The organism is Lonsdalea populi, assembly GCF_015999465.1.
Classification (GTDB): domain Bacteria; phylum Pseudomonadota; class Gammaproteobacteria; order Enterobacterales; family Enterobacteriaceae; genus Lonsdalea; species Lonsdalea populi.
In genome coordinates this window covers 2,669,746-2,692,044 of sequence record NZ_CP065534.1, presented here as the reverse complement: position 1 = coordinate 2,692,044, position 22,299 = coordinate 2,669,746, and the positions used below count along the sequence as shown (strand labels likewise).

17 protein-coding genes, 2 pseudogenes and 1 riboswitch are annotated in these 22,299 nt (G+C 57.7%); of the genes and pseudogenes, 13 read left to right on the top strand and 6 right to left on the bottom strand.

The genetic code is table 11. The annotated features are described in order from the left end of the window. Nucleotides 1-110: 110 nt before the first annotated feature. Entirely contained in the window at nucleotides 111-1,466 is a 1,356-nt protein-coding gene (xseA, locus tag I6N93_RS11775) for an exodeoxyribonuclease VII large subunit (protein WP_085688124.1), read from the bottom strand. 170 nt (nucleotides 1,467-1,636) lie between these two features. Between xseA and guaB the strand changes: the two genes are divergently transcribed. Together guaB and guaA are read left to right on the top strand one after the other, a co-directional pair. Continuing rightward, nucleotides 1,637-3,106, top strand: coding sequence for an IMP dehydrogenase (gene guaB / locus I6N93_RS11770; protein WP_085688123.1), 1,470 nt, complete (start codon nucleotides 1,637-1,639; stop codon nucleotides 3,104-3,106). A gap of 94 nt (nucleotides 3,107-3,200) precedes the next feature. Beyond that, nucleotides 3,201-4,778 (top strand): glutamine-hydrolyzing GMP synthase, encoded by a 1,578-nt coding sequence (guaA, locus tag I6N93_RS11765; RefSeq protein ID WP_085688115.1) that lies wholly within the window; start codon nucleotides 3,201-3,203, stop codon nucleotides 4,776-4,778. 270 nt (nucleotides 4,779-5,048) lie between these two features. On the opposite strand, the gene I6N93_RS11760 is transcribed toward guaA, so the two are convergent. The 3 genes from I6N93_RS11760 to I6N93_RS11750 are packed head-to-tail and all read right to left on the bottom strand — an operon-like array spanning nucleotide 5,049 to nucleotide 9,287. Then, nucleotides 5,049-6,587, bottom strand: a complete 1,539-nt coding sequence (locus I6N93_RS11760; RefSeq protein ID WP_085688113.1) for an efflux transporter outer membrane subunit — start codon at nucleotides 6,585-6,587, stop codon at nucleotides 5,049-5,051. Between the two features lies 1 nt (nucleotide 6,588). Further along, nucleotides 6,589-8,157: a DHA2 family efflux MFS transporter permease subunit gene (locus I6N93_RS11755; RefSeq protein ID WP_085688112.1), complete on the bottom strand. Its 1,569-nt coding sequence runs from the start codon at nucleotides 8,155-8,157 to the stop codon at nucleotides 6,589-6,591. Then, nucleotides 8,154-9,287: an HlyD family secretion protein gene (locus I6N93_RS11750; protein WP_373853679.1), complete on the bottom strand. Its 1,134-nt coding sequence runs from the start codon at nucleotides 9,285-9,287 to the stop codon at nucleotides 8,154-8,156. The genes I6N93_RS11755 and I6N93_RS11750 overlap by 4 nt, the downstream gene beginning before the upstream one ends. Nucleotides 9,288-10,641: 1,354 nt before the next feature. Between I6N93_RS11750 and I6N93_RS17270 the strand changes: the two genes are divergently transcribed. The 11 genes and pseudogenes from I6N93_RS17270 (at nucleotide 10,642) to psiE (ending at nucleotide 19,615) form a co-directional block, all read left to right on the top strand. Continuing rightward, complete coding sequence (locus I6N93_RS17270; RefSeq protein ID WP_232100016.1) at nucleotides 10,642-10,983, top strand: hypothetical protein; 342 nt, start codon at nucleotides 10,642-10,644, stop codon at nucleotides 10,981-10,983. Then, nucleotides 10,949-11,278, top strand: a complete 330-nt coding sequence (locus I6N93_RS17265) for a hypothetical protein (protein WP_232100013.1) — start codon at nucleotides 10,949-10,951, stop codon at nucleotides 11,276-11,278. The genes I6N93_RS17270 and I6N93_RS17265 overlap by 35 nt, the downstream gene beginning before the upstream one ends. 111 nt (nucleotides 11,279-11,389) lie before the next feature. Beyond that, entirely contained in the window at nucleotides 11,390-11,644 is a 255-nt protein-coding gene (locus I6N93_RS17260; RefSeq protein WP_232100012.1) for a hypothetical protein, read from the top strand. Between the two features lie 15 nt (nucleotides 11,645-11,659). Beyond that, a pseudogene (locus I6N93_RS17255) lies at nucleotides 11,660-12,091 on the top strand (DUF2931 family protein); the annotation flags it as partial. A 245-nt stretch (nucleotides 12,092-12,336) separates the two neighbouring features. Further along, nucleotides 12,337-12,602: pseudogene (locus I6N93_RS11735) on the top strand (PAAR domain-containing protein). 613 nt (nucleotides 12,603-13,215) lie between these two features. Then, entirely contained in the window at nucleotides 13,216-15,198 is a 1,983-nt protein-coding gene (locus I6N93_RS11730) for a PTS mannitol transporter subunit IICBA (protein ID WP_085688108.1), read from the top strand. Between the two features lie 71 nt (nucleotides 15,199-15,269). Next, nucleotides 15,270-16,415, top strand: coding sequence for a mannitol-1-phosphate 5-dehydrogenase (locus I6N93_RS11725; RefSeq protein WP_085688106.1), 1,146 nt, complete (start codon nucleotides 15,270-15,272; stop codon nucleotides 16,413-16,415). Between the two features lie 118 nt (nucleotides 16,416-16,533). Continuing rightward, nucleotides 16,534-17,064, top strand: coding sequence for an MltR family transcriptional regulator (locus I6N93_RS11720; RefSeq protein WP_176222553.1), 531 nt, complete (start codon nucleotides 16,534-16,536; stop codon nucleotides 17,062-17,064). Nucleotides 17,065-17,298: 234 nt separating this feature from the next. Further along, a riboswitch (TPP riboswitch) is annotated at nucleotides 17,299-17,395 on the top strand. A gap of 35 nt (nucleotides 17,396-17,430) precedes the next feature. Next, entirely contained in the window at nucleotides 17,431-18,225 is a 795-nt protein-coding gene (gene thiM, locus I6N93_RS11715; protein ID WP_085688102.1) for a hydroxyethylthiazole kinase, read from the top strand. After that, nucleotides 18,222-19,025 (top strand): bifunctional hydroxymethylpyrimidine kinase/phosphomethylpyrimidine kinase, encoded by an 804-nt coding sequence (gene thiD / locus I6N93_RS11710; protein ID WP_085688100.1) that lies wholly within the window; start codon nucleotides 18,222-18,224, stop codon nucleotides 19,023-19,025. The genes thiM and thiD overlap by 4 nt, the downstream gene beginning before the upstream one ends. 182 nt (nucleotides 19,026-19,207) lie before the next feature. Continuing rightward, on the top strand, nucleotides 19,208-19,615 hold the full coding sequence (psiE, locus tag I6N93_RS11705; RefSeq protein WP_085652569.1) for a phosphate-starvation-inducible protein PsiE: 408 nt from the start codon (nucleotides 19,208-19,210) through the stop codon (nucleotides 19,613-19,615). A gap of 21 nt (nucleotides 19,616-19,636) precedes the next feature. Here psiE and yegS read toward each other — a convergent pair whose 3' ends face one another. Both yegS and trhP read right to left on the bottom strand, forming a co-directional pair. Continuing rightward, a complete protein-coding gene (gene yegS, locus I6N93_RS11700) occupies nucleotides 19,637-20,539 on the bottom strand; it encodes a lipid kinase YegS (RefSeq protein WP_085688099.1) in 903 nt (300 codons plus the stop codon). A gap of 320 nt (nucleotides 20,540-20,859) precedes the next feature. Next, nucleotides 20,860-22,221, bottom strand: coding sequence for a prephenate-dependent tRNA uridine(34) hydroxylase TrhP (gene trhP, locus I6N93_RS11695; RefSeq protein WP_085688097.1), 1,362 nt, complete (start codon nucleotides 22,219-22,221; stop codon nucleotides 20,860-20,862). Between the last annotated feature and the right edge of the window lie 78 nt (nucleotides 22,222-22,299).

Sequence of the window (22,299 nt, the reverse complement as noted above, 5' to 3'; positions counted from 1 at the left end):
TCTCCACGTGGATGCATATCTCTCGGTATGAGCGGTCGTTCATAACGTAGATAACCAGTAAAGGAGCGATAAGTATAGTTCAGTAAATCATTTTCAGACGAAGAGTGATATCAGGCCTTGTCGGCGGGATGAACGGCCGTAACCCGGCTTTCGACCCATCCATCTTGCAGCCGTGTGCTGAGAGTGTCTCCGGCGGCAATCTGACCCGCCTTTTTTAAGACTTCGCCCGATGGGGTGGTGGTGACGCTATAGCCTCGACCCAGCGTAGCCAGCGGGCTGACCGCTTGCAGATGGGAACAGGACTCGCCGAAGCGCTGTTTATTCTGACCGATTTGTTTATCGAGCGCATGTTGCAACCGGTAATGCAACTGCTGAATGTGTTGCTGCGCGCGATGGAGCCTCGGCTGCGGCGGCTGTTGCCGCAACCGTTGCTGGAGGGACTCCTGCCTGCGCGAGCTTTGGCGCAGTCTGAGCTGCAAGGCGTCGTCCAGTCGCTGACGTAAGCGGATAAGCCGGTTTTGCTGGCGCGCCAGCCGCAACTGGGGATGCTGTTGTTGCAGGCGGTGGTGCAGAAGGGTGAACAGGCTCTGGCGCTGCGCCAGAGAGTAATCCATTGCCATTTCCAGCCGTTGGCGCTGGGTTGTCACCTGACGCAGTAGCTCCATCTGGTTACGGCTGACCAACTCAGCGGCGGCGGAAGGCGTCGGGGCGCGTAAATCCGCGACGAAATCGGCGATGGTGACGTCCGTCTCATGGCCGACGGCGCTGACGATAGGAATGCGGCTGGCGAAAATCGCTCTGGCGACGCGTTCGTCGTTGAAGCTCCAGAGATCTTCCAGCGAGCCGCCGCCGCGGCCGACGATCAGGACATCGCACTCGTCGCGTAGGTTAGCCAGTTCGATGGCGCGTATGATTTGCGGCGACGCGTCTGCGCCCTGCACGGAAGTCGGATAGATGATGACCGGCAGCAACGGATCTCGGCGCTTCAGCACCTGTAGGATGTCATGCAGCGCCGCGCCGCTGGCGGAGGTGATCACCCCGACGCGCCGGGCCGGCTTCGGCAGCCGCTGCTTGAACTGCTGGTCGAACAGCCCCTCGGCGGACATCCGCTGTTTCAACTGTTCGAACTGCTGCTGCAACAGGCCGTCGCCGGCGGGCTGCATGCTATCCGTCAACAATTGGTAGTCGCCTCGCGGTTCATACAGCGTAATCATGGCGCGGATGAGCACCTGCTGACCGTTCTGCGGCCGGAAGGTGACCCGCCGGTTGCTGCCGCGGAACATCGCGCAGCGAACCTGAGCGCGCTCGTCTTTCAGCGTGAAGTACCAGTGGCCGGATGACGGCTGGGAAAAGTTGGAGATTTCGCCGCTGAGCCAGATATGGCCCATCTCGCTTTCCAGCAGTTGTTTGACCGTTTGATTGAGGCGGCTGACGGTAAAAATGGCGCTAGAAGGGCACTGTGGCATGAGGGAAAGATCAAGTTTCAAAGCAGTGGGTTAATCTATCCATACTACCGGGCAAAAGAGTGTACGCAAGGCTTTTTATAAAAAAGGCTGGAGGCAATCGTATATGCTCTGTATAATGCCACGGCAATATTTTATCTAATCTTCCATCCATCCTCGGTGAGATATTGCCCATGTTACGTATCGCAAAAGAAGCATTGACGTTTGATGATGTCCTGCTCGTTCCCGCACATTCTACCGTACTTCCCAACACGGCCGATCTCGGCACTCAACTGACGAAAAACATTCGCCTGAACATCCCTATGCTGTCCGCCGCCATGGATACGGTAACCGAATCTGCTCTGGCGATTGCGCTGGCGCAGGAAGGTGGTCTGGGCTTCATTCACAAGAATATGTCCATTGAGCGTCAGGCGGAAGAAGTTGGCCGCGTGAAGCGTCACGAAAGCGGCGTCGTGGTTGAACCGCAGACGGTAACCCCGGCAACGACCCTGCAGCAGGTGAAAGACCTGACCGCACGTAACGGCTTCGCGGGTTATCCGGTAGTGACGGAAGGCAACGAACTCGTTGGTATCATCACCGGCCGCGACGTGCGTTTCGTGACCGATATGAACAAGCCGGTCAGTGCCGTGATGACGCCGAAAGAGCGTCTGGTCACGGTGAGCGAGAGCGAAGCGCGCGAACGCGAAGTCGTGCTGCACAAGCTGCATGAACGCCGCATCGAGAAGGCGCTGGTCGTCGACGATCAGTTCCGCCTGAAGGGCATGATCACCGTAAAAGATTTCCAGAAAGCCGAACGTAAACCGAACGCCTGTAAAGACGAACGCGGTCGTCTGCGCGTCGGCGCTGCCGTCGGCGCGGGAGAAGGCAATGAAGAACGTATCGACGCGCTGGTCGCCGCTGGCGTCGATGTTCTGCTGATCGACTCCTCACACGGCCATTCCGAAGGCGTGTTGCAGCGTATCCGCGATACGCGCGCTAAATATCCTGACCTGCCGATCATCGGCGGTAACGTCGCCACCGGCGCTGGCGCGTTGGCGCTGGCGGAAGCGGGCGTTAACGCGGTCAAAGTCGGTATCGGCCCGGGTTCCATCTGTACGACGCGTATCGTGACCGGCGTAGGTGTGCCGCAGATTACGGCAATTTCCGACGCGGTTGCCGCGCTGGAAGGTACGGGCATTCCGGTTGTCGCCGATGGCGGTATCCGCTTCTCCGGCGACATAGCCAAAGCCATTGCCGCGGGCGCCGCCTGTGTGATGGTGGGTTCCATGCTGGCGGGGACGGAAGAATCCCCGGGCGAAATCGAACTCTACCAAGGCCGCTCGTTCAAATCTTACCGCGGCATGGGCTCTCTGGGCGCGATGTCTAAAGGCTCTTCTGACCGTTACTTCCAGTCAGACAACGCGGCCGACAAACTGGTGCCGGAAGGCATCGAAGGGCGCGTCGCCTACAAGGGCTACCTGAAGGCGATTGTTCATCAGCAAATGGGCGGCCTACGTTCCTGCATGGGCTTGACCGGCTGTCCGACCATCGACGCGCTGCGGACCAAGGCCGAGTTTGTCCGCATCAGCGGCGCAGGCATTCAGGAAAGCCACGTTCACGACGTTACTATTACCAAAGAGTCGCCTAACTACCGCTTAGGTTAAGTGCTCTTGCTGGCTGATTTAACGAACAGAACCCGGTAATATTTATCGGGTTCTATTTTTCATTCGCTTCTATCCGTATTGGAATACGCCTCTCATGACAGAAAATATTCATCAACACCGCATTCTTATTCTGGATTTCGGTTCGCAATATACGCAACTCGTCGCGCGCCGTGTGCGTGAGCTGGGCGTGTACTGTGAACTTTGGGCATGGGATGTTACCGAAGCGCAGATTCGCGAATTCAATCCAAACGGCATTATTCTCTCCGGCGGCCCGGAAAGCACTACCGAGTTCAACAGCCCGAGAGCGCCTGAATATGTGTTCCAGGCGGGTGTTCCGGTGTTGGGCGTCTGCTACGGCATGCAGACCATGGCAATGCAGCTAGGCGGAAAAGTTGAAGGCTCTAATCAGCGGGAGTTCGGCTATGCGCAGGTGGAAGTGAAATCCGCCAGCGCGCTGGTGCGGGACATTCAGGATGCCGTCAGTGTTGCGGGCGAACCGTTGCTGGACGTGTGGATGAGCCACGGCGACAAGGTGACCGCGATCCCCCGGGATTTTGTGACCGTAGCCAGTACCGATACCTGTCCGTTTGCCATTATGGCGAATGAAGAAAAACGTTTTTACGGCGTACAGTTCCACCCCGAAGTAACCCACACTCGCCAGGGCCAGCGCATGCTGGAGCGTTTTGTCCTCGAGATCTGCCGTTGCGAAGCGCTGTGGACGCCGGCGAAAATCATCGACGATGCCGTCTCCCGCATCCGCCAGCAGGTGGGTGAAGATAAAGTGATCCTCGGCCTGTCCGGCGGCGTCGACTCCTCTGTGACGGCGATGCTGCTGCACCGCGCCATCGGCGACCGTTTGACCTGTGTCTTCGTGGACAACGGTTTGTTGCGGCTGAACGAAGCGGATCAGGTGCTGGAAATGTTCGGCGACCATTTCGGTCTGAACATTGTTCATGTCCCGGCTGAAGAGCGATTCCTGAGCGCGCTGGCGGGTATTGATGAGCCGGAAGCCAAGCGTAAAATCATTGGCCGTGTGTTTGTGGAAGTTTTCGATGAGGAAGCGAGCAAACTGACTGAGGTAAAATGGCTGGCTCAGGGCACCATTTATCCGGATGTTATCGAATCCGCAGCGTCTGCCACCGGCAAAGCGCACGTCATTAAATCGCACCATAACGTGGGCGGCCTGCCGAAAGAGATGAAGCTGGGCCTTGTTGAGCCGCTGAAAGAGCTGTTCAAAGACGAAGTGCGTAGAATCGGTCTGGAACTGGGCTTACCGCACGACATGCTGTTCCGCCACCCGTTCCCGGGACCGGGTCTGGGCGTGCGTGTACTGGGCGAAGTGAAAAAAGAGTACTGCGATCTGCTGCGCCGCGCCGATGCCATCTTTATCGAAGAACTGCACAAAGCCGACCTGTATCAGAAGGTTAGCCAGGCATTTACCGTGTTCCTGCCGGTGCGCTCCGTAGGCGTGATGGGTGACGGCCGTAAGTACGACTGGGTCGTCTCTCTGCGTGCGGTGGAAACCGTGGACTTCATGACTGCACATTGGGCGCACCTGCCGTATGAATTTCTCGGCCGTGTCTCCAACCGCATCATCAACGAAGTGGACGGCATCTCCCGCGTGGTGTACGACGTCTCCGGCAAGCCGCCGGCGACGATTGAGTGGGAATGATTTAACGTCTGGCAACAGCCAGCACGTAAAAGCAATAAACACCGCTAATCCCGCGTAACTGCGGGCTTTTTTGTTTTTGTGTCTGGCATTTTCTGGCAGCTGTTAGCAATGGGGAGCAGGTCAATAATCCTCGCGTCATTAATCGGGGTGATGTCTGGAATGGCAATGTACTTAGTCAAATGTGATCGGCAAACCGCCAGCACGAAGACGCGTCTGGCGGTAGAGAGTGTAAGAGCGGACGTTACAATTAGACCGCCTCGATCCTAAAGATTAGCTTTCGGCTGGACCGAAAACCGAGAAAGCCGGCAGCTTGACCTGCTGGTAAGGCTCCCAGCCGCCGCCGAGCGCTTTATACAGCGCCACCAGATCCAGATTGCACTGCACGCGCGCCAGTATCGCCTGCTGCCGAGCCTGCGCGAGCTGGCGTTGTGCGTCCAGTGCCTCGATGAACGACGTCAGACCTTTGCTGTAACCGTCACTCGCCAGCTCAAACGCGTTCTGCTGCGATTCAACGGTGCGATCGAGCTCCTCAACCTGCTGCTGGTCGGTCCGGAAACTGATCAACGCGTTTTCCACGTCCTGCAAGGCGGTGAGCACCGTCTGACGATAGCCCAGCGCCGCGCTGGCCTGTCCCGCCCGCGCCAGCTTAACGCCGGAGACCAAACGGCCGCCCTGAAATAGGGGAATGGAAACCGAAGGGCCGAAGCTATAGAAGTGGCTGCTCCAGTTATCCATATAGCTGAAATCCGTATTGTGCATACCTAGCTGCCCGGTGAGCGATAGGTCGGGGAACAGCTGCGCGACAGAGACGCCGATATTGGCGGTGGCGGCGTGCAGTTGCGCTTCCGCCTGACGAACATCCGGTCGGCGTCTCGCCAGCGTCGACGGTACGCCGACCGGCACGGCAGCAGGCAGCGCCGGCATGGCTTTCACGGCCGCCAGTTCACGATCCAGCGCGCCCGGAACTTGCCCGGTCAGTACGGCCAGCCCGTTCATCGCCTGCCGCATCTGCGCCTGATAGTCGGGCAGCTGCGCGCGTAGCGAACTGAGCTGGGCGCGGGCATTTTCCACGTTCATCTGCGGAGACAAGCCGTTACGTTGCTGGCTTTCCGTGAGTTCCAGCGTCTGCTGCGCTATCGCTATCTGGCTCTTCAGCGTCTGATAGGCGGCCTGTGCGCCGCGCAGTTGTAGATAGGTTCTCGCGACTTCGGCTTCCAGCGACACCAGCGCATCATTACGGCTCTCTATCGACTGCTGCTGTTGCGCGTCAGCCGCTTCGACCTGACGACGCACCTTGCCCCACAGGTCCAACTCCCAGGAGGCGTCGAAGCTGCCTTGATACAGGCCGACGGATTGGGTCAGGTTATCGAGCGATGACGTCAGATTAGGAGCGGTCTGGTCTACCTGACCGTACACGTCATGGGATTCCATCAGGCCTTTCAGACCCATTTGACGTCGCTGTGCCGAGGCGCTGCCGTTGAGCGACGGCATCCAGGCCCCGCGCGCCTGATTTAACTGTTGACGCGACCCAGCAATCCGGAGCACCGCCTGCTGCAAGGTGAGGTTGCCGGAGATAGCCCGGTCGATCAGGCTGTCCAACTGCGGGTCGTTAAACGTTTTCCACCAGTTGGGGTTGATATCCGCCGCCAGCGGTTTCGATGCGCCGTCGGACGCCATGTCCTTGAACGCGCCCGGCGTGGCGGGTTTCGGTGCCTGATAATCGGGGCCGACGCTACAAGCCGACAGCGCCAGCAAGATGGCGATCGCCGTTCCGGCTCGTGAATAGGAATAGGGTGAAGAAACCGTCATGTTAGTGCGCTCCAGCACTGCCTTTGCTCTTGATGGGAGAAAGCAGCAAACAAAGAGGAATGAGAAGCAGAGCGATGACGCTGAGGCCCGTAAAAACGTCTATGTAGGCAAGGATACGAGCTTGGGCAATCATCTCTTTATAAAGTTGGCCGGTGGCGATGGACATCGGATCGCCCGCCATCGTGGAAAAATTTTTGATCGCGTGCGTCAACCGCTCCAGCGCCAGATTATACGGCTCGTTGAGCGGGGTCATGTTATGAACCATGCTGGCGCTGTGCGCTTGCTGACGCTCGGTGATCATCGCCGTTGACAGCGAAATGCCGACCGACCCAGCCACGTTGCGGCACATGGTGAACAGGGCTGACGCATCCGCATTCAGCCGTTGCGGAATGGACACGAAGGCGATGGTGGTTAGCGGCACAAACAGGAAACCAAGCCCGATAGTCTGGGCACTACGCATCAGTATCAGCGTGTAGAAATCCACGTTCGGCGCCAGCATCGACGAATACAGGAAAGAGGCGGCCAGCGAGGAGAAGCCGAACGCAATCATCCAACGCGTCTGCACCAGCGGCATCAGCTTCAGCGCTAGCGGGATCGTCAGCACCACCAGAAGCGCTCCCGGCGAAAGGATCATGCCGGACCAGGTCGCGGTGTAGCCTAAATCCTGCTGCGCCAACTGCGGGATCACCACCGCACTGGCGTACATCACCAGCGCCATGCCCGCCATGAGCAAGCAAGACACCGCGAAATTGCGATCTTTCAGGCAGTGGAGATCGACCACCGGCTTTTTGGCATACAGCAGCCAGTAGACCGCGCCCACCAGACCGATCGCCGTCAATATGGCAAAGGTAACGATGAAATTGGAGTGGAACCAGTCGTCATCCTCGCCGCGGTCGAGCATGACCTGCAGACAGCCCAGCCCCAGGGTCAGCAGGCTGATGCCGATGTAGTCGATGCTGAGTTTGCCTTTCGGCGATTTGCGCTCCCACGGCGGATCTTCCAACAGATGGTAGATGGCCAGCACGCTTAAAATGCCGATGGGGATGTTGATGAAGAACACCCAGCGCCAGCTGTAGTTGTCGGTGATCCACCCGCCGAGCGTCGGGCCGATGACGGGCGCGACGATCACCGCGATCGCCGAGAGGCCGAAGGCTTTACCGCGATCTTCCGGTTTGAAGTAATCCAACAGCACCGACTGCTGTACGGGCTGAAGGCCGCCGCCGAAGAAGCCCTGCAAGATTCGAAACAGGATGATTTGCCACAGCTCCGTTGCGATACCGCACAGGAACGAACAGATGGTAAACATCACAATACACAGCAGAAAGAACAGCTTACGGCCGAATGCTCGGCTCAGGAAGGCCGAGATGGGCAGTACAATCCCGTTGGCTACCAGATAAGACGTCAGTACCCAGGTTGATTCGTCATAGCTGGAAGACAGCGAACCCGCGATATGCGGCAGGGCGACGTTGACGATGGTGGTGTCAAGGATCTCCATGAACACCGCAAGCGTGACCGTAACGGCGACCAGCCAGGGGTTCCCGACCGGCTGCCAACGCTGGTCCTGGCTCATTTCACCGTCACCTTGGGTTCGACCGACAAGCCTACCGGCAGCGGTCTTTCCGGATCCAACCCTTTGTCGATAATGATTTTGACCGGCACGCGCTGCACGATTTTCACGTAGTTGCCGGTGGCGTTTTCCGCAGGAAAGGCGGAGAAACGCGAGCCGGACCCCATCTGTATGCTGTCGATGTGACCTTCCAATTTCATCTTCGGCCAGGCATCCACGGTGATTTCCACCTTATTGCCCGGGCGCATCCGCTCCAACTGCGACTCTTTGAAGTTCGCGGTAATCCAGGTATTCGGCGACACCAGCGAGAACAGCGCCGTCCCCGGCTGCACCAGGCTGCCCACCTGCACGTTGCGGCGGGTGATAAAGCCGTCGTAAGGCGCTCGGACTTCGGTGTATGACAGGTTAAGGTTGGCGGTATTCAGCTGAGCCTGCGCCTGCTCAACCTGCCGTTGACGCGCTTCGACGTTGGTTGCCTGCTGGCGGATTTGCAACGCGACCTGCGAGGCGACTTCCACCTGCGCCTTGGCGCTTTCCCATTCCGCGCGGGCGCTTCTTAACTGCGCGCCGGCCGCGTCGATATTGCGCTGCGAGGTGGCGCGCGGGTCGACGCCCCGCTGCCGTTTGTCGTCTTCCTGCGCATTGACGTAGTTGGCCTGTGCTTTAGCGAGCGTCGCCAGCGCCTGATCTTTCTGTGCGGGGTACTGAACCTTCGCCAGATCCAACGCGGCCTGCGCCTGATGCAACTGCGCCATCGCCAGCCCCAGCTGCGCCTGCGCCTGCTCGCGTTGCGCGGTGTTATCACGGGGATCGATGATGACCAGTAGGTCGCCTTGTTTAACGAACTGGTTATCTTTCACCTGCAACTGAGTGACGTAGCCGGAGGCTTTCGGTGCGATGGTGACCGCGTCCGAGTCGGTAAAAGCATCATCGGTGGTTTCGATATTGCGACTGGTCAGCCAGAAAAACAGGCCGACGATCAGCATGACCACGACAACGATGGCCAGAATAATCAGCGGCTTCTTGCCGGGCGTTTTGCGCTCCGCGAGAGCGCTGTCTGGGTTGTGATTCTGCGGGTTGTCGTCCTGATGACGCGGGTTATTCTCAGACGGAGAAATAGATTGATTAGCCATAGTTCTCATCGATAAACGACGGACTCATACCAAGTCCGCGAAATGAATACTGCCATTATGAGACGGACGTTAAATCCGGCGCTTCCAAAGTGAGTCAAACACGGATGGGGGGACGTAACTCGCACTGCGATATCCCTTATCCTCCGCGCTATTTTTTCGACCTTATGACTAACGCGTCGCTCAATCAAGTTGGGGGGGCGAAATTTTCGCCAAATAAATACAAGGATGAAACGCAATAAACGAGCCTGTGATGGCGTCTTTGCGCAGGCATATTCGGGCGTGGCGAAAGGGTGTCCGATGGCAAAAAAGGCGGTTTTACTTCTAATCAGTCGCAATATCGGTACTTTTCATCGTTAACTCAACGTCTCAGCCGCTTCATGTAGCCGGAAGCAAAAGGGCTTTTGCTCCAGGCGATAAGACGACGACCAGGGTGAATCAGCGACATGATTTGTAACGATATTTTAGTGCCGGGGTTTTGTCGCTCGCTAAGTGATTGAACGCTTATATTTTCGCTGGCGACGGGCATAACGCTGTCTGGACTGTCTGCGTGACGACAACCGAGTGTTGAGCTTTTCCCCCAGCGTTCATGACTATGCATAGGCACAGGAACGTGCTGAGCAGGGCGTAGAACAATGACCCAATCCGCGTGATTTCTTGCTTGCGCGGTGATGGGCGTTGGCCTATCTGAACGGCGGTAGTCAGGCTCTCGAAGCGCAAAAAGGATGTGCATGACGGCGGCAACAAGTCTGATGAGGCTCATCGCGACGTTGGTGACGACGGTTTGGCGGATGTTGCCGCGCTGTAGGACGGCGGATGGCGGGTATTCTGTTGTTGTTCCGGCTGGGGTGGGCTTTCCTGATACAGGAGAGATATGGCGGGGCGACAATCGTATTATCCGGAATATCGGGCCGGAGCATAGAGTATTTCCGTCATTTTGTTATCGATGAAAATGAGATCATTTCAATACCGATGAACAGTTAGTCGCTGTTTTTAGTGCGCTATTTGTACAATTAAATAAGGCTCTGTTTGTTATTATTTCGCGGTCTTTTTATTCACAAGATTCGTGTCAAGGACATCACAGGGAACGTTTCATTTATTCAACCTATTACCTCAATCCCACTGTCCGTTTTCACTCTGCAGAACGAATTCGCCCCTGCCGATGCGTCATCCTTGTCGAATATAGGATTATGAGTTTACCCGGCGTTGCGTTTTAACCGAGACATTGTCAAGAGCGCGGACTCAGCTCCTCGTTCAGGTCTTCATGTTAATCAGGATAGCGACGAGCCGTTTTCAGGAGTCAGCCAGGGCGTGCGATAGCCATGGTCACAACACAAGAATAATAAGGAGAGAGCGGGTGGCAAACAGTACGGGATTGCAGTTTACCGTAACCATAGGCGCACTGCCGGAGAGCACCTTCTCGGTGGTGGATTTTCAGCTCGACGAGGGGCTGAATCAGCCCTTCGCGCTGGGGTTGTCGCTGGCGAGCGCGCTGCCGGGGGCGCACTCGGATATCGGCGGCGGATATTACAGCCGCTGGAGCCTGTCTGACCCGAACAGCGACCCGGCGCTGACCGAGTGCATCGAACTGGAGCGCTTTATGAGTGAGGAAGACGCTTTGGTGCCAGATACAGGCAGCCACGCCCCCGCTAGGGGCGATCGGTTTGGTCCCCTATTCGTTTATCCGACGCCGTGGTAAAGATGATGCCTGGCCCAAAAAAGCCGTCTACGTGGAGGTGGTGATGCGCCGGGTCGTAGAGGGCGAATACTCCCGCATTCCGTTGCATATGATGGTGGAGGCCGGACGTGCTGCTGGGGTGCCGTTTAAAGAGTGGCGATCGAAAGACAAAGCGCTCCAGCTTGAGTCGCTTTCGGCTAAACCGCCATCGGTAAATCTGAGCAGGCTGGACCAATACTGGGCGCTGGCGGCAATCGAGCAAGGTATTGTTAGGGACCTGAGCAAGCAATTGCCTTTATCGGTTACTGCGTCGTGACTATCTTCACCATAGCGCCAATAACCAAAGTATCGCCAACCCCGCCAGCACCAGTAAAAATGAGCCTACCGTTAGCAAGGAGCGGCGGCGTTTGATAGGGAATCAGGAAGCATGATGTCGAGACCTCTTTTTATTTTATTTGGCTTCTGCATGTCTTTGATGGCGTGCTCAACGGACAAGGCGGAGACGCGAGTCGATTGGAGCTATGGTTCAGGCAGCAATATCGATAGTTTTTGCACGACCAAGGCGACTTTTTATCTCGGTGGAAAAACGGTTTTCAGTTATCCCGGAGGGGGATGCAACGCGGGCGCACCGTATAAAGACATTATTGAAAAAAATTATTATTGGCCAGGGGGCGGAGGATGACCAACCGATGGCGTCCCTGTGCCTGACAAAGCTGAGATAGAGATGGTGTCGTTCCATGACCGTAAACGGTACCGCATCGGGGTCGATTTACCGGCGGATTTAGCGCAGCGGATGCGGCAGCGCTATCAGGTTAACGGACGAGTCGATCAACGTAATTGGCTCTATTTTGGTCTCGCACCTGGGGGCTATTATGAGGTGTTGTTAAAAGGCGATAAGTTGCGAGTTAAACCGGACCTATTGATTGCCCGCGGCATCGCTGAAGAAGTGAATGATAACTGGTACGACAAAAAAGTATCTGTGGCAGAACAATATGGCATCGACGATTTTGACAAAGAATACAGCGCGCTCTTTAAGCAACACCCCATCCCCCTCGGTATGGAATGGGCGCCGATCATGAATGCTTACCGCGCCAAGCAGCCGAAAACCGATCAGGAGCCGGTTGAATAAGTAAAGCGGATCACAACGCAGCGGCTTGACCGATAAGCTGCTGCGTTATCCGCCTGCGGTAGTCGAGTCTTCGCCAACCCAGGCACTTTCCGCCAGCAGGAGCCCAGCGTCAGCAAAGTGCGGCGGGTGCCCATGGGTGCGATATTCAGAGATTTTATCGGGCATAGATTTATCCTCATAACGAGACAACCGAGGGCTTTTCAATCCCGTCGTGTCAGCGGACTAATGAAGGAGAGACGAACATAATGGGAAACGCAGTTAAACTGGGCGATAAAGACACGGGACACGGCAGTCATCCGCCGACGGCGGTAATTGCAGCTCCTCGACGGTCAAGGTGGATGGTCTTTCGTTGGCCCGGCAAGGCGATCCGTTAGCCTCTCATGGTCATACGCGAAACATCAGCGGTGGTTCGTCGACGGTGATAGCTGACGGTAAGCCGGTCGCGCGTAACGGGGATACCGTTGACTGCGGCGGCGTACTAATCGGCGGGGGCACGGTAATCATCGGATAGTTCAGGCGATTTTAGATACAAAAACGCTTGTTTGAGCTAACGGTTCGGCTCACCGATATCTTCGCTGGCCCAGGGCTAACGTATCGGTGAGCGGCATTGCGCTTTTCACTCCTCGTCCGCCGCTCCCACCACGATATCACCCCCGCTTTTTCGCCATCGATTTTCTCTTTACTCCTGACGCTGCCGAAGTTTCCCAAACCTGTAATTAAATGACATTTCCCAGGGCTCTCTTCAATAAAAGAGGACGAGCAAAGCCGTCAGGCCGGGTTCAGGTCTCCGGATGGCGAAATGTCGTGTGACATTCATCACAATGTTAAAACAAAGTTGCGCGCTCGCTACGTGATGTGAGTCACAAAAACAAGGCGATGGCGCGTCATTTGTTAACAATGTGGCTGACTTTCAGCTCCGATTTGTGATGGCGATCTCGCTAAAGCCGGGTTGGAAGGGGGGAGGTGGGTGATCTCAGTCACAAATTCCCCTCGGGGTACTAGGGGTGAAAACGGCGTGATAGAGTCGATTTGTCTACAGAACGACCGATGGTTTTTGGCGAAACCATCTCACTATTACGACGCGCACCATCCCTTAGCGCGTACCACCGAGGGGAGTGAGTTTTATGCTATCACCAACTGTTAAGGTCAAGATACAGAATTTTGGCCGCTTCCTCAGCAACATGGTGATGCCCAATATCGGCGCATTCATCGCCTGGGGCCTGATCACCGCGCTGTTTATTCCAACCGGCTGGCTGCCAAATGAGACTTTGGCCAAACTGGTCGAACCCATGATCACCTACCTGTTGCCGCTGCTGATTGGTTATACCGGCGGCCGGCTGGTAGGCGGCGAACGCGGGGGGGTCGTGGGGGCTATCACCACGATGGGTGTCATCGTCGGCGCAGACATGCCGATGTTCATGGGGGCGATGATGGCCGGACCGCTGGGCGGCTGGGCGATCAAACGCTTCGACCGCTGGGTTGACGGCAAAATCAAAAGCGGCTTCGAAATGCTGGTCAACAACTTCTCGGCTGGGATCCTCGGCATGCTGCTGGCGGGACTGGCTTTTCTGGCCATCGGACCGCTGGTCTCATCGCTGTCCAAGGTGCTGGCGACCGGCGTGAACCTGCTGGTGCAGGGCAACCTGCTGCCGTTGACCTCGATCTTCGTGGAGCCGGCGAAAGTCCTGTTCCTCAACAACGCCATCAACCACGGGATTTTCTCGCCGCTGGGGATCCAGCAGGCGACGGAAACCGGCAAGTCGGTGGTCTTCCTGATCGAAGCCAACCCCGGTCCGGGACTGGGCCTGCTGCTGGCCTACATGTTCTTCGGAAAGGGCAGCGCGAAACAATCAGCCCCAGGCGCCGCCATCATTCACTTCTTCGGCGGTATCCATGAAATCTATTTCCCGTATGTCCTGATGAATCCGCGCCTGATGCTGGCGGTGATCCTCGGCGGCATGACCGGTGTCTTCACGCTGACCCTGTTCAACGCGGGGCTGGTCTCTCCGGCGTCGCCCGGCTCGATCTTCGCCGTTCTGCTGATGACGCCCAAGTCGTCGCTGATCGGCGTGGTGCTCTCCATTATGCTGTCCGGGCTGGTGTCTTTCATGGTCTCTGCGGTCATGCTGAAACGCGTGCCGGTGGGAGATGAAGAAGATAACGGTCTGGCGGACGCAACCCGTCGTATGCAGAGCATGAAGCAGAAGTCGAAAGGCGGCAAAGCGCCGGGCGTAGCCCGGCCACAGCCCGCTATGCGCGCGACGCTGGATGCCTCACAGGATCTGAGTTTGGTGCGAAGGGTCATCGTGGCCTGCGATGCCGGAATGGGGTCGAGCGCGATGGGTGCGGGCGTGCTGCGCAAGAAGATAAAGGATGCTGGACTGACGCATATTTCGGTCACGAATATGGCGATCAACAGCCTGCCGGAAGAGGTCGATCTGGTCATAACCCACCAGGATCTTACCGAACGAGCGTTGCAGCACGCGCCGCACGCGATTCATCTTTCCCTCAGTAACTTCCTCGACAGCAGCCTGTACAACGAGCTGACGACCCGGCTGCTGGCGGCGCACCATCCCGTTGCGGCGAACGATAACCGGCTGATTAATCAAACGATTGTCGCTGCCAATGATAACTGGTTCGACCCGGCTGAGTATGAATCCAACCTGTTCGAGCTGGGCGAAAGCAACATTTTCCTCAATCTCCAGGCCGACGACAAAGAGCAGGCCATTCGCTTTGCGGGCGAACAGCTGGTAGCGGGGGGATACGTGGAGCCAGCCTACGTCGAGGCGATGCTGGAGCGCGAGGCCATGACCTCAACCTATCTGGGCGAGTCCATCGCCGTACCGCACGGTACCGTTGAAGCCAAAGACCGCGTCCTGCGCACCGGCGTCGTGATTTGCCAATATCCGCAAGGGGTGCGGTTCGGCTCCGAGCCGGACGACGTCGCGCGGTTGGTGATTGGGATTGCGGCCCGCAATAACGAACATGTTCAGGTGATTGCGCATCTGACCAACGCCCTGAATGACGACGGCATTATCGAGCGGCTGACGGAAACCCGCAGCGTGCAAGAGATGCTGGAGCTGCTCTCCGGCGAACGCGTGGCGTAAGGTCACTGGACCGGCGTTCGACCGGTCCGTGCGTTCTGCTTAACGGTTTTGACAAGATATCGAGGTCTATAATGAAAGCGATTCATTTTGGTGCAGGCAATATCGGTCGTGGTTTCATCGGCAAACTCCTGGCGGACGCCAAGTCCGAGCTCATTTTCGCCGACGTCAATCAGCCGCTGGTGGATCAACTGGCCCATCAGCAGCAGTACGAAGTACATGTCGTCGGAGAGGCGTCGCGCGTTGAACGGGTAAACCGCGTCAGCGCGGTGCACAGCGGCAGCCCCGACGCCATTAACGAAATCGCCCGAGCGGACATCATCACCACCGCCGTCGGGCCGCAGGTGCTGAGTAAGATTGCGGGCACGTTGGCACAGGGGCTGATTGCACGGCATGAGCGCGGCAATCAGCAGCCCCTGAATATCATCGCCTGCGAAAACATGGTGCGCGGCACCAGCCAGCTCCGTCAGCATGTCATGGCGGTGTTGCCCGAAGCGTTGCACGCGTGGGTCGACGAGCATGTGGGCTTTGTGGATTCGGCCGTGGACCGCATCGTGCCGCCCAGCGCCGCGGCGAACGACGATTCGCTGGAGGTGACGGTCGAAACGTTCAGCGAATGGATTGTCGACAGCACGCAGTTCAAGGGCGATCTGCCGGTTATCGCCGGGATGGAGCCTACCGCCAACCTGATGGCTTATGTCGAGCGCAAGTTGTTTACGCTCAATACCGGCCACGCAATTACCGCGTATCTTGGGTGTCTGGCGGGTTACCGGACGATCCGCGAAGCGATACTCGACGACGCGGTGCGCGCGGTGGTGAAAGGTGCGATGCAGGAAAGCGGCGCGGTGCTGATCAAACGCTACGGTTTCGATCCGGCGCAGCATGCAGCGTATATCGACAAGATCCTCAGCCGTTTCGAGAATCCGTATCTGCATGACGACGTAGAACGCGTGGGCCGCCAGCCGCTGCGTAAACTGGGTGAAGGCGATCGGTTAATCCGGCCGCTGCGCGGTACGCTGGAATACGGGCTGCCGCATCGTAACCTGCTGATCGGCATCGCCGCGGCGCTGAAATACCGTAGCGTTGAGGATGTGCAGGCGCGTGAAATGACGGCGCTGATAGATGCGAACGGCGTTGAAAAGGCGCTGGTTCAGATCGCCGGACTGGAAGATCGCCCCGAGGTTGTCACGCAGGTGGCAGCGTTGTATCACTCTCTGTAACGCAAGGTGAAAAACGATACTGATGCCAGAACAGCGTTATTTTCCCGAAGGTAAACGTCGGGTAGAGACTACCGAGCCGCACTCGGCGCAGAAAAAGGTGCCGCAACCCCAGACGGGGATGGAAGACGCGCAGGCGTTCGAAAGTCACATTCTTGAACGCCTGAATGCCAGACCGACCGTGCCGGGGTTTATCCAGGCGGCGGTCGAACTTCTGGCCGAGGCGATTGACCATCTGGTCCTGCAAGCGTTCCGTAAGGATGATTATGCCGTTAAATATGCCGTGGAACCGCTGTTGGAAGGCAGCGGCCCGCTGTCAGCGCTGCCGGTTCGCCTCAAGCTGATCTACGCACTGGGCGTTATCAGCCGAGACGAGTATGAAGACGTTGAACTGTTGTTGGCGTTAAACAATGAGCTGGAGCATAACGGGCAAAGCTACCGTTTCACCGATGATGAAATTCTGGGGCCGGTCAGCATGCTGCATGGTATTACGCCGCTGCCGCCTCAGTTCAACTCGCATTTACCGGAAGATGGGGTGGACACCTCGCTGCTGGAGATGCAAAAACAGCGCTATCAGCAGCGCATCCGGTCCTCGCTGGTGTTGTGCATTACGGATCTGGTCTCGCGCCTGTACCACAAGACGGCTTTCTGACCGGCGTCATGCCGGGAGAGCCGTTCTCGCTGAGGATGAAATACCGACGCCGTGAAATCCGTGCGGCGTCGGTCCTCTTTTTGAATCTTACCGGTTATGCCGGTAGTCCTTTCTTCCCGCTTCATCCCTCCTTTTCTTGCTTCCGATCTTCGCGCTACACCGTTTTGACTCTTGCCGACGCGCCGTGATGGCAGACCGTCGTTGACCTTTGCGCCGCCAGGCCGAATAATCATGAACGTTGACTCGGGGTGCCCTTCCATATGAAGGCTGAGAAAGACCCGTACCACCTGATCTGGATAATGCCAGCGTAGGGAAGTCATGGAGTCTCACCGGCTCCCGCCTTCTTGATCGCCGGTTGGGAGACTTATGAATACTCGACCTGTGCCGTTCCCGTCCGCGCTTGCGGCGGATTCTCTGAAACACTTTCACCGCCGTTCCCCTCTGATTCACTGTCTGACCAATGATGTCGTGCAAAGCCTTACCGCCAATGTGCTGCTGGCGCTGGGCGCGTCGCCCGCGATGGTGGTGGAGCGCAGCGAAGCCGCGCAGTTCAGCACGTGGGCGGATGCGTTGCTGATCAATGTCGGCACGCTGGAACCGGTCCGGGCAGACGCCATGCGGTTTGCCGTGGCGAGCGCCAATCGGGCTAATCGCCCCTGGGTGCTGGACCCGGTCGCCGTCGGGGCGCTGACTTTTCGCAGCGACTTCGCCCGTGAACTTCTTGCGCTGCGGCCTGCTGCCTTACGCGGTAACGCTTCAGAAATTCTGGCGCTGTCCGGCGCCGCCTCGCAGGGGCGCGGGGTAGATAGCGGCAACACCTCGCTGGCCGCTCTGCCAGCGGCGCGGGAGCTTGCCCGCCGCTGGTCCGTTTGCGTGGCGGTGACCGGCGAGGTGGATTACGTCACCGACGGCGAGCGTGACTGGGCGGTGGCGGGCGGGGATTGGCTGATGACCCGCGTCGTCGGGACCGGCTGCGCGTTGTCGGCGGTGGTGGCGGGATTTTGTGCGCTGCCGGGCGATCGCCTGCAGCATATCGCCGCCGCCTGTGCGGTAATGTCCGAATGCGGGCAGCGTGCCGCCGAAGGCGCGACCGGTCCCGGCAGTTTTGTGCCGCGGTTTCTCGACCAGCTGTTTACGGCGGCGGAGGCGGCCGCAAAATGAAACGCATTAACGCATTGACGATTGCCGGCACCGATCCCAGCGGCGGCGCGGGTATTCAGGCCGACCTGAAAACGTTCTCCGCGCTCGAAGCTTATGGTGCCAGCGTGGTGACGGCGCTGGTGGCTCAAAACACGCGCGGCGTGCAGTCGGTCTGTCGCATCGAACCCGCCTTTGTCGGCGCTCAACTCGACTCGGTGCTCAGCGATGTGCGGATAGACAGCGTCAAAATCGGCATGCTGGCCGAGGCGGATATTGTGGAGGTCGTCGCCGAACGGCTGATCCGCTATCCGGTGCCGTTCGTGGTGCTGGATACGGTGATGTTGGCGAAAAGCGGCGATCCGCTGCTGCAACCGCAGGCGATCAAATCGCTGCGTCAACGGCTGCTGCCGCAGGTTTCGATCATTACGCCGAATTTGCCGGAAGCGGCGGCGTTGCTGGCGCGTCCGGTCGCTGAGAATGAAAACGAGATGCGGGAGCAGGGCGAAGCGCTGCTCGCGTTGGGCTGTCAGGCTGTGTTGATGAAGGGTGGCCATCTTGCCGGCAGCGAAAGTCCGGATTGGTTGTTCGCCACCGGGGAGCCGCCGCAGCGTTTCTCGGCGCAGAGAGTCAATACCCGCCATACTCATGGTACGGGCTGCACGCTATCGGCGGCGTTGGCGGCATTGCGTCCCCGTTGTAACGACTGGTCGGCCTGCGTGACCGCCGCCAAAGCCTATCTGCAAGGGGCCTTACAACAGGCGGATACGCTGGAAGTCGGTCAAGGAATCGGGCCGGTGCATCATTTTTACCGCTGGTGGTGATGCCTATCTCTGCGGAAGATGAAATTTACATGGACAGTCTCAGGGGCTACCGGTAATTTTGTGACCGGCGTCAGGTTTTTCCGGCCGATTCACGACGTCCGCGGGGGAAGCCGCACACAGCAATAGCAGTCTGCCGCCGGCGTAGATGCAGAAAAAATGAAGGATGGTTAGGAGTCATGTACATGGCAGGTTCAACGCGTTCGATCATGATCGCCAAAGGGTTACAAACGATACTCAATATAGGTTTACTGGCTCTCGCTATTATTCTGGTGGTGTTTTTGGGTAAAGAGACGCTGCATCTGGCGAAGGCATTGATGGTCAGCAGTGAAAGGGATTCCACTTACCTGTTGATTGAAAGTCTGGTGGTGTATTTTCTGTATTTCGAATTTATTGCGTTGATCGTGAAGTATTTTGAGTCGGGATACCATTTCCCGCTGCGCTATTTTGTCTATATCGGGATCACCGCCATCGTGCGGCTGATTATCGTCGACCACAAAAATCCCACCTATACCCTGATCTACGCAGGCGCGATTTTGATCCTGGTAGTGACCTTGTATCTGGCGAACAGTCAGCGCCTTCGACGCGAATAGCGGTATCTCGGCCCCGGTCGACTACTCGCGCAGCAGCGGGCAAGGGCTGGGGAAACGGCAGCGCAGCGCTGCCGGCACCACCTCGATACGAAAGTGTTTATCGGTCAGCGGCTCGCCATCCAGGTTAAACGTCATCTCATTCGGCGCGGTGACTTCCAGCCACGGCAGGGCGGTCGTGATCATGTTGGGATTCTCGCCGCCCGACATCAGGGCCTGCATCATATTCGGCAACAGCTCCTTCGCCGACAACACGCGCAGTTGCAGCAGTCCGTCATTCAATACCGCCTCCGGACACAGTTGCTGTCCGCCTCCGGCCTGACGACCATTGCCGATGGCGATGACCAGCATATCGCCCTCCCAGTCAAAATCCGGACCTTTGACCTGACAGCGTTCGGCCTTCAGCATGTCGATGCGCAGCAGCGCGTTTAGTACATAGGCCGCGCCGCCCAGGGCAGATTTCATGGCGGCGGGGGTTTCGGTGGTGATGCGGGTAGCGAAGCCGCCGGTCGCCACATTGATAAAGTAGTGGCGGTCGTTGACCTGAGCCAGATCGATAGCGGTGGCGCGGCCCAGTATCGCCAGCCGCAGCGCCTGCTGCAGGTCGGCCGGAATCCGGCAGCTGGCGGCGAGATCGTTGGCCGTGCCCAGCGGCACAATCCCCAGGCAGGGGCGGTGTTCCGCTTCCTGATGCGCCAGCGCCACCGCGACTTCATTGATGGTGCCGTCGCCGCCGGCGGCGATCACGTTGTCCGCCTCTAGCGCCATTGCCTCTTGGATATAGCGCAACGCATCGCCGTGCTCCCACGTAACGCGTAGGTGCAGAGAATAACCTTCTTCGCGCAGGGTTTTCACCGCCTGACGCAGCTCGTCATTTTGGCTGCTTTTGCCGTTTAAAATGATAAGAGATTGTGGTTTTTGCGCCATGTCGGCGTACTCCCTGAAAAGACCTTGAGGAAACCGAAAATGGGGCGAACCTACACAGAGCGCCTCCGAAAATAGTGTAGTCAGCGTAGCAGAAAAGCGTGGCGCGGGGGCAGTGGATACGTGACGGGGAAACGAAGAAAAGAAAAAGCCAGCTCAAGGGAGATTGAGCTGGCGAAGGAGGTGGTTCCTGGTCGCGTAACTACGCTTATTTTTCGTTCTGTATTTTCTCAGCGGTGGAATAGTAACCTACCGCATCTACCATTGATGTGATCCAATTCTAAAAAACGTCAAAACAGTTTCCTGCTCTGACTGCCGGCACCTTATTTGGCGTGAGGATTACGGGTACTGGTCCCCGGCAGATTGCGCAGCAGCAATGCATATTCCAGCGAGATGTCTTCCGGCACGGGCAGGTAGACGATATGGCCGTTGCCCGGTGCGATGTCGGTAGTCTGACCTTTACCATTCTGCATCCCTTCAATCGTGAACTGCACGTTGCCGCCCGGCGTCATCATTTCCACGCTATCGCCGCAGGAGAACTTGTTTTTCACCGCGACTTCCGCCAGACCGTGACGGCGTTCGCCGGTGAATTCGCCGACAAACTGCTGACGGTCGGACACCGAATAGCCGTATTCGTAGTTCTGGTAGTCTTCGTGGACGTGACGGCGCAGGAATCCTTCGGTATAGCCACGGTGAGCCAGTCCTTCCAGCGTCTGGAGCAGCGACGGGTCAAACGGTTTCCCCGCCACGGCGTCGTCGATAGCGCGACGGTACACCTGCGCGGTGCGGGCGCAGTAGTAGAAGGACTTGGTTCGGCCTTCGATTTTCAGCGAATGCACCTGCATCTGTGTCAGGCGTTCCACGTGCTGGATCGCTCGCAGGTCGCGGGAGTTCATAATATAAGTGCCGTGCTCGTCTTCGAACGCGCTCATGTATTCGCCGGGGCGCTGGCTCTCTTCCAGCATAAAGACCTTGTCGGTCGGCTCGCCGATGCCCAGCGTGGGTTCGACATTGGCGACCTGAATCGGCTCATGCATATGCACGATATTGCCCACATCGTCTTCTTTGCCTTCCTGCACTTTGTATTCCCAGCGGCAGGCGTTGGTGCAGGTGCCCTGATTGGGATCGCGTTTGTTGATGTAGCCGGAGAGCAGGCAGCGGCCGGAATAGGCCATGCACAGCGCGCCGTGAACGAAAATTTCCAGCTCCATCTCCGGCACCTGCGCGCGGATCTCTTCAATTTCCTGCAGAGACAATTCGCGCGACAAAATGACGCGGCTCAGCCCCATCTGCTGCCAAAATTTTACCGTCGCCCAGTTGACCGCATTGGCCTGTACCGACAGGTGGATCGGCATTTGCGGGAAGTTTTCACGCACCAGCATGATCAGGCCCGGATCGGACATAATCAGCGCATCCGGCTGCATGTCGATAACTGGCTGTAAATCGCGCAGGAAGGTTTTGATTTTGGCGTTGTGCGGCGCGATGTTGACGACGACGTAGAATTTTTTGCCCAGCGAATGCGCTTCGTTGATCGCCTCGGCCAGCGTCTGATGATTGAATTCGTTATTGCGCACGCGCAGGCTGTAGCGGGGCTGGCCGGCATAAATCGCGTCAGCGCCATAAGCGAAGGCGTAACGCATATTTTTCAGCGTACCGGCCGGAGACAGTAGTTCCGGTTTAAACATGGGGTTCTCTCAAGTCTGATCTCAGGTCAGGCTGCTCCCGAGCGGGAGCAGTAAGGCGGCAGATTCTAGCGCTTATGC

Coding starts and splice junctions, on each gene's coding strand:
- xseA (WP_085688124.1), bottom strand. CDS start 1,466: ATGCCACAGTGCCCTTCTAGCGCCATTTTTACCGTCAGCCGCCTCAAT.
- guaB (WP_085688123.1), top strand. CDS start 1,637: ATGTTACGTATCGCAAAAGAAGCATTGACGTTTGATGATGTCCTGCTC.
- guaA (WP_085688115.1), top strand. CDS start 3,201: ATGACAGAAAATATTCATCAACACCGCATTCTTATTCTGGATTTCGGT.
- I6N93_RS11760 (WP_085688113.1), bottom strand. CDS start 6,587: ATGACGGTTTCTTCACCCTATTCCTATTCACGAGCCGGAACGGCGATC.
- I6N93_RS11755 (WP_085688112.1), bottom strand. CDS start 8,157: ATGAGCCAGGACCAGCGTTGGCAGCCGGTCGGGAACCCCTGGCTGGTC.
- I6N93_RS11750 (WP_373853679.1), bottom strand. CDS start 9,287: ATGGCTAATCAATCTATTTCTCCGTCTGAGAATAACCCGCGTCATCAG.
- I6N93_RS17260 (WP_232100012.1), top strand. CDS start 11,390: ATGATGTCGAGACCTCTTTTTATTTTATTTGGCTTCTGCATGTCTTTG.
- I6N93_RS11730 (WP_085688108.1), top strand. CDS start 13,216: ATGCTATCACCAACTGTTAAGGTCAAGATACAGAATTTTGGCCGCTTC.
- I6N93_RS11725 (WP_085688106.1), top strand. CDS start 15,270: ATGAAAGCGATTCATTTTGGTGCAGGCAATATCGGTCGTGGTTTCATC.
- I6N93_RS11720 (WP_176222553.1), top strand. CDS start 16,534: ATGGAAGACGCGCAGGCGTTCGAAAGTCACATTCTTGAACGCCTGAAT.
- thiM (WP_085688102.1), top strand. CDS start 17,431: ATGAATACTCGACCTGTGCCGTTCCCGTCCGCGCTTGCGGCGGATTCT.
- thiD (WP_085688100.1), top strand. CDS start 18,222: ATGAAACGCATTAACGCATTGACGATTGCCGGCACCGATCCCAGCGGC.
- psiE (WP_085652569.1), top strand. CDS start 19,208: ATGGCAGGTTCAACGCGTTCGATCATGATCGCCAAAGGGTTACAAACG.
- yegS (WP_085688099.1), bottom strand. CDS start 20,539: ATGGCGCAAAAACCACAATCTCTTATCATTTTAAACGGCAAAAGCAGC.
- trhP (WP_085688097.1), bottom strand. CDS start 22,221: ATGTTTAAACCGGAACTACTGTCTCCGGCCGGTACGCTGAAAAATATG.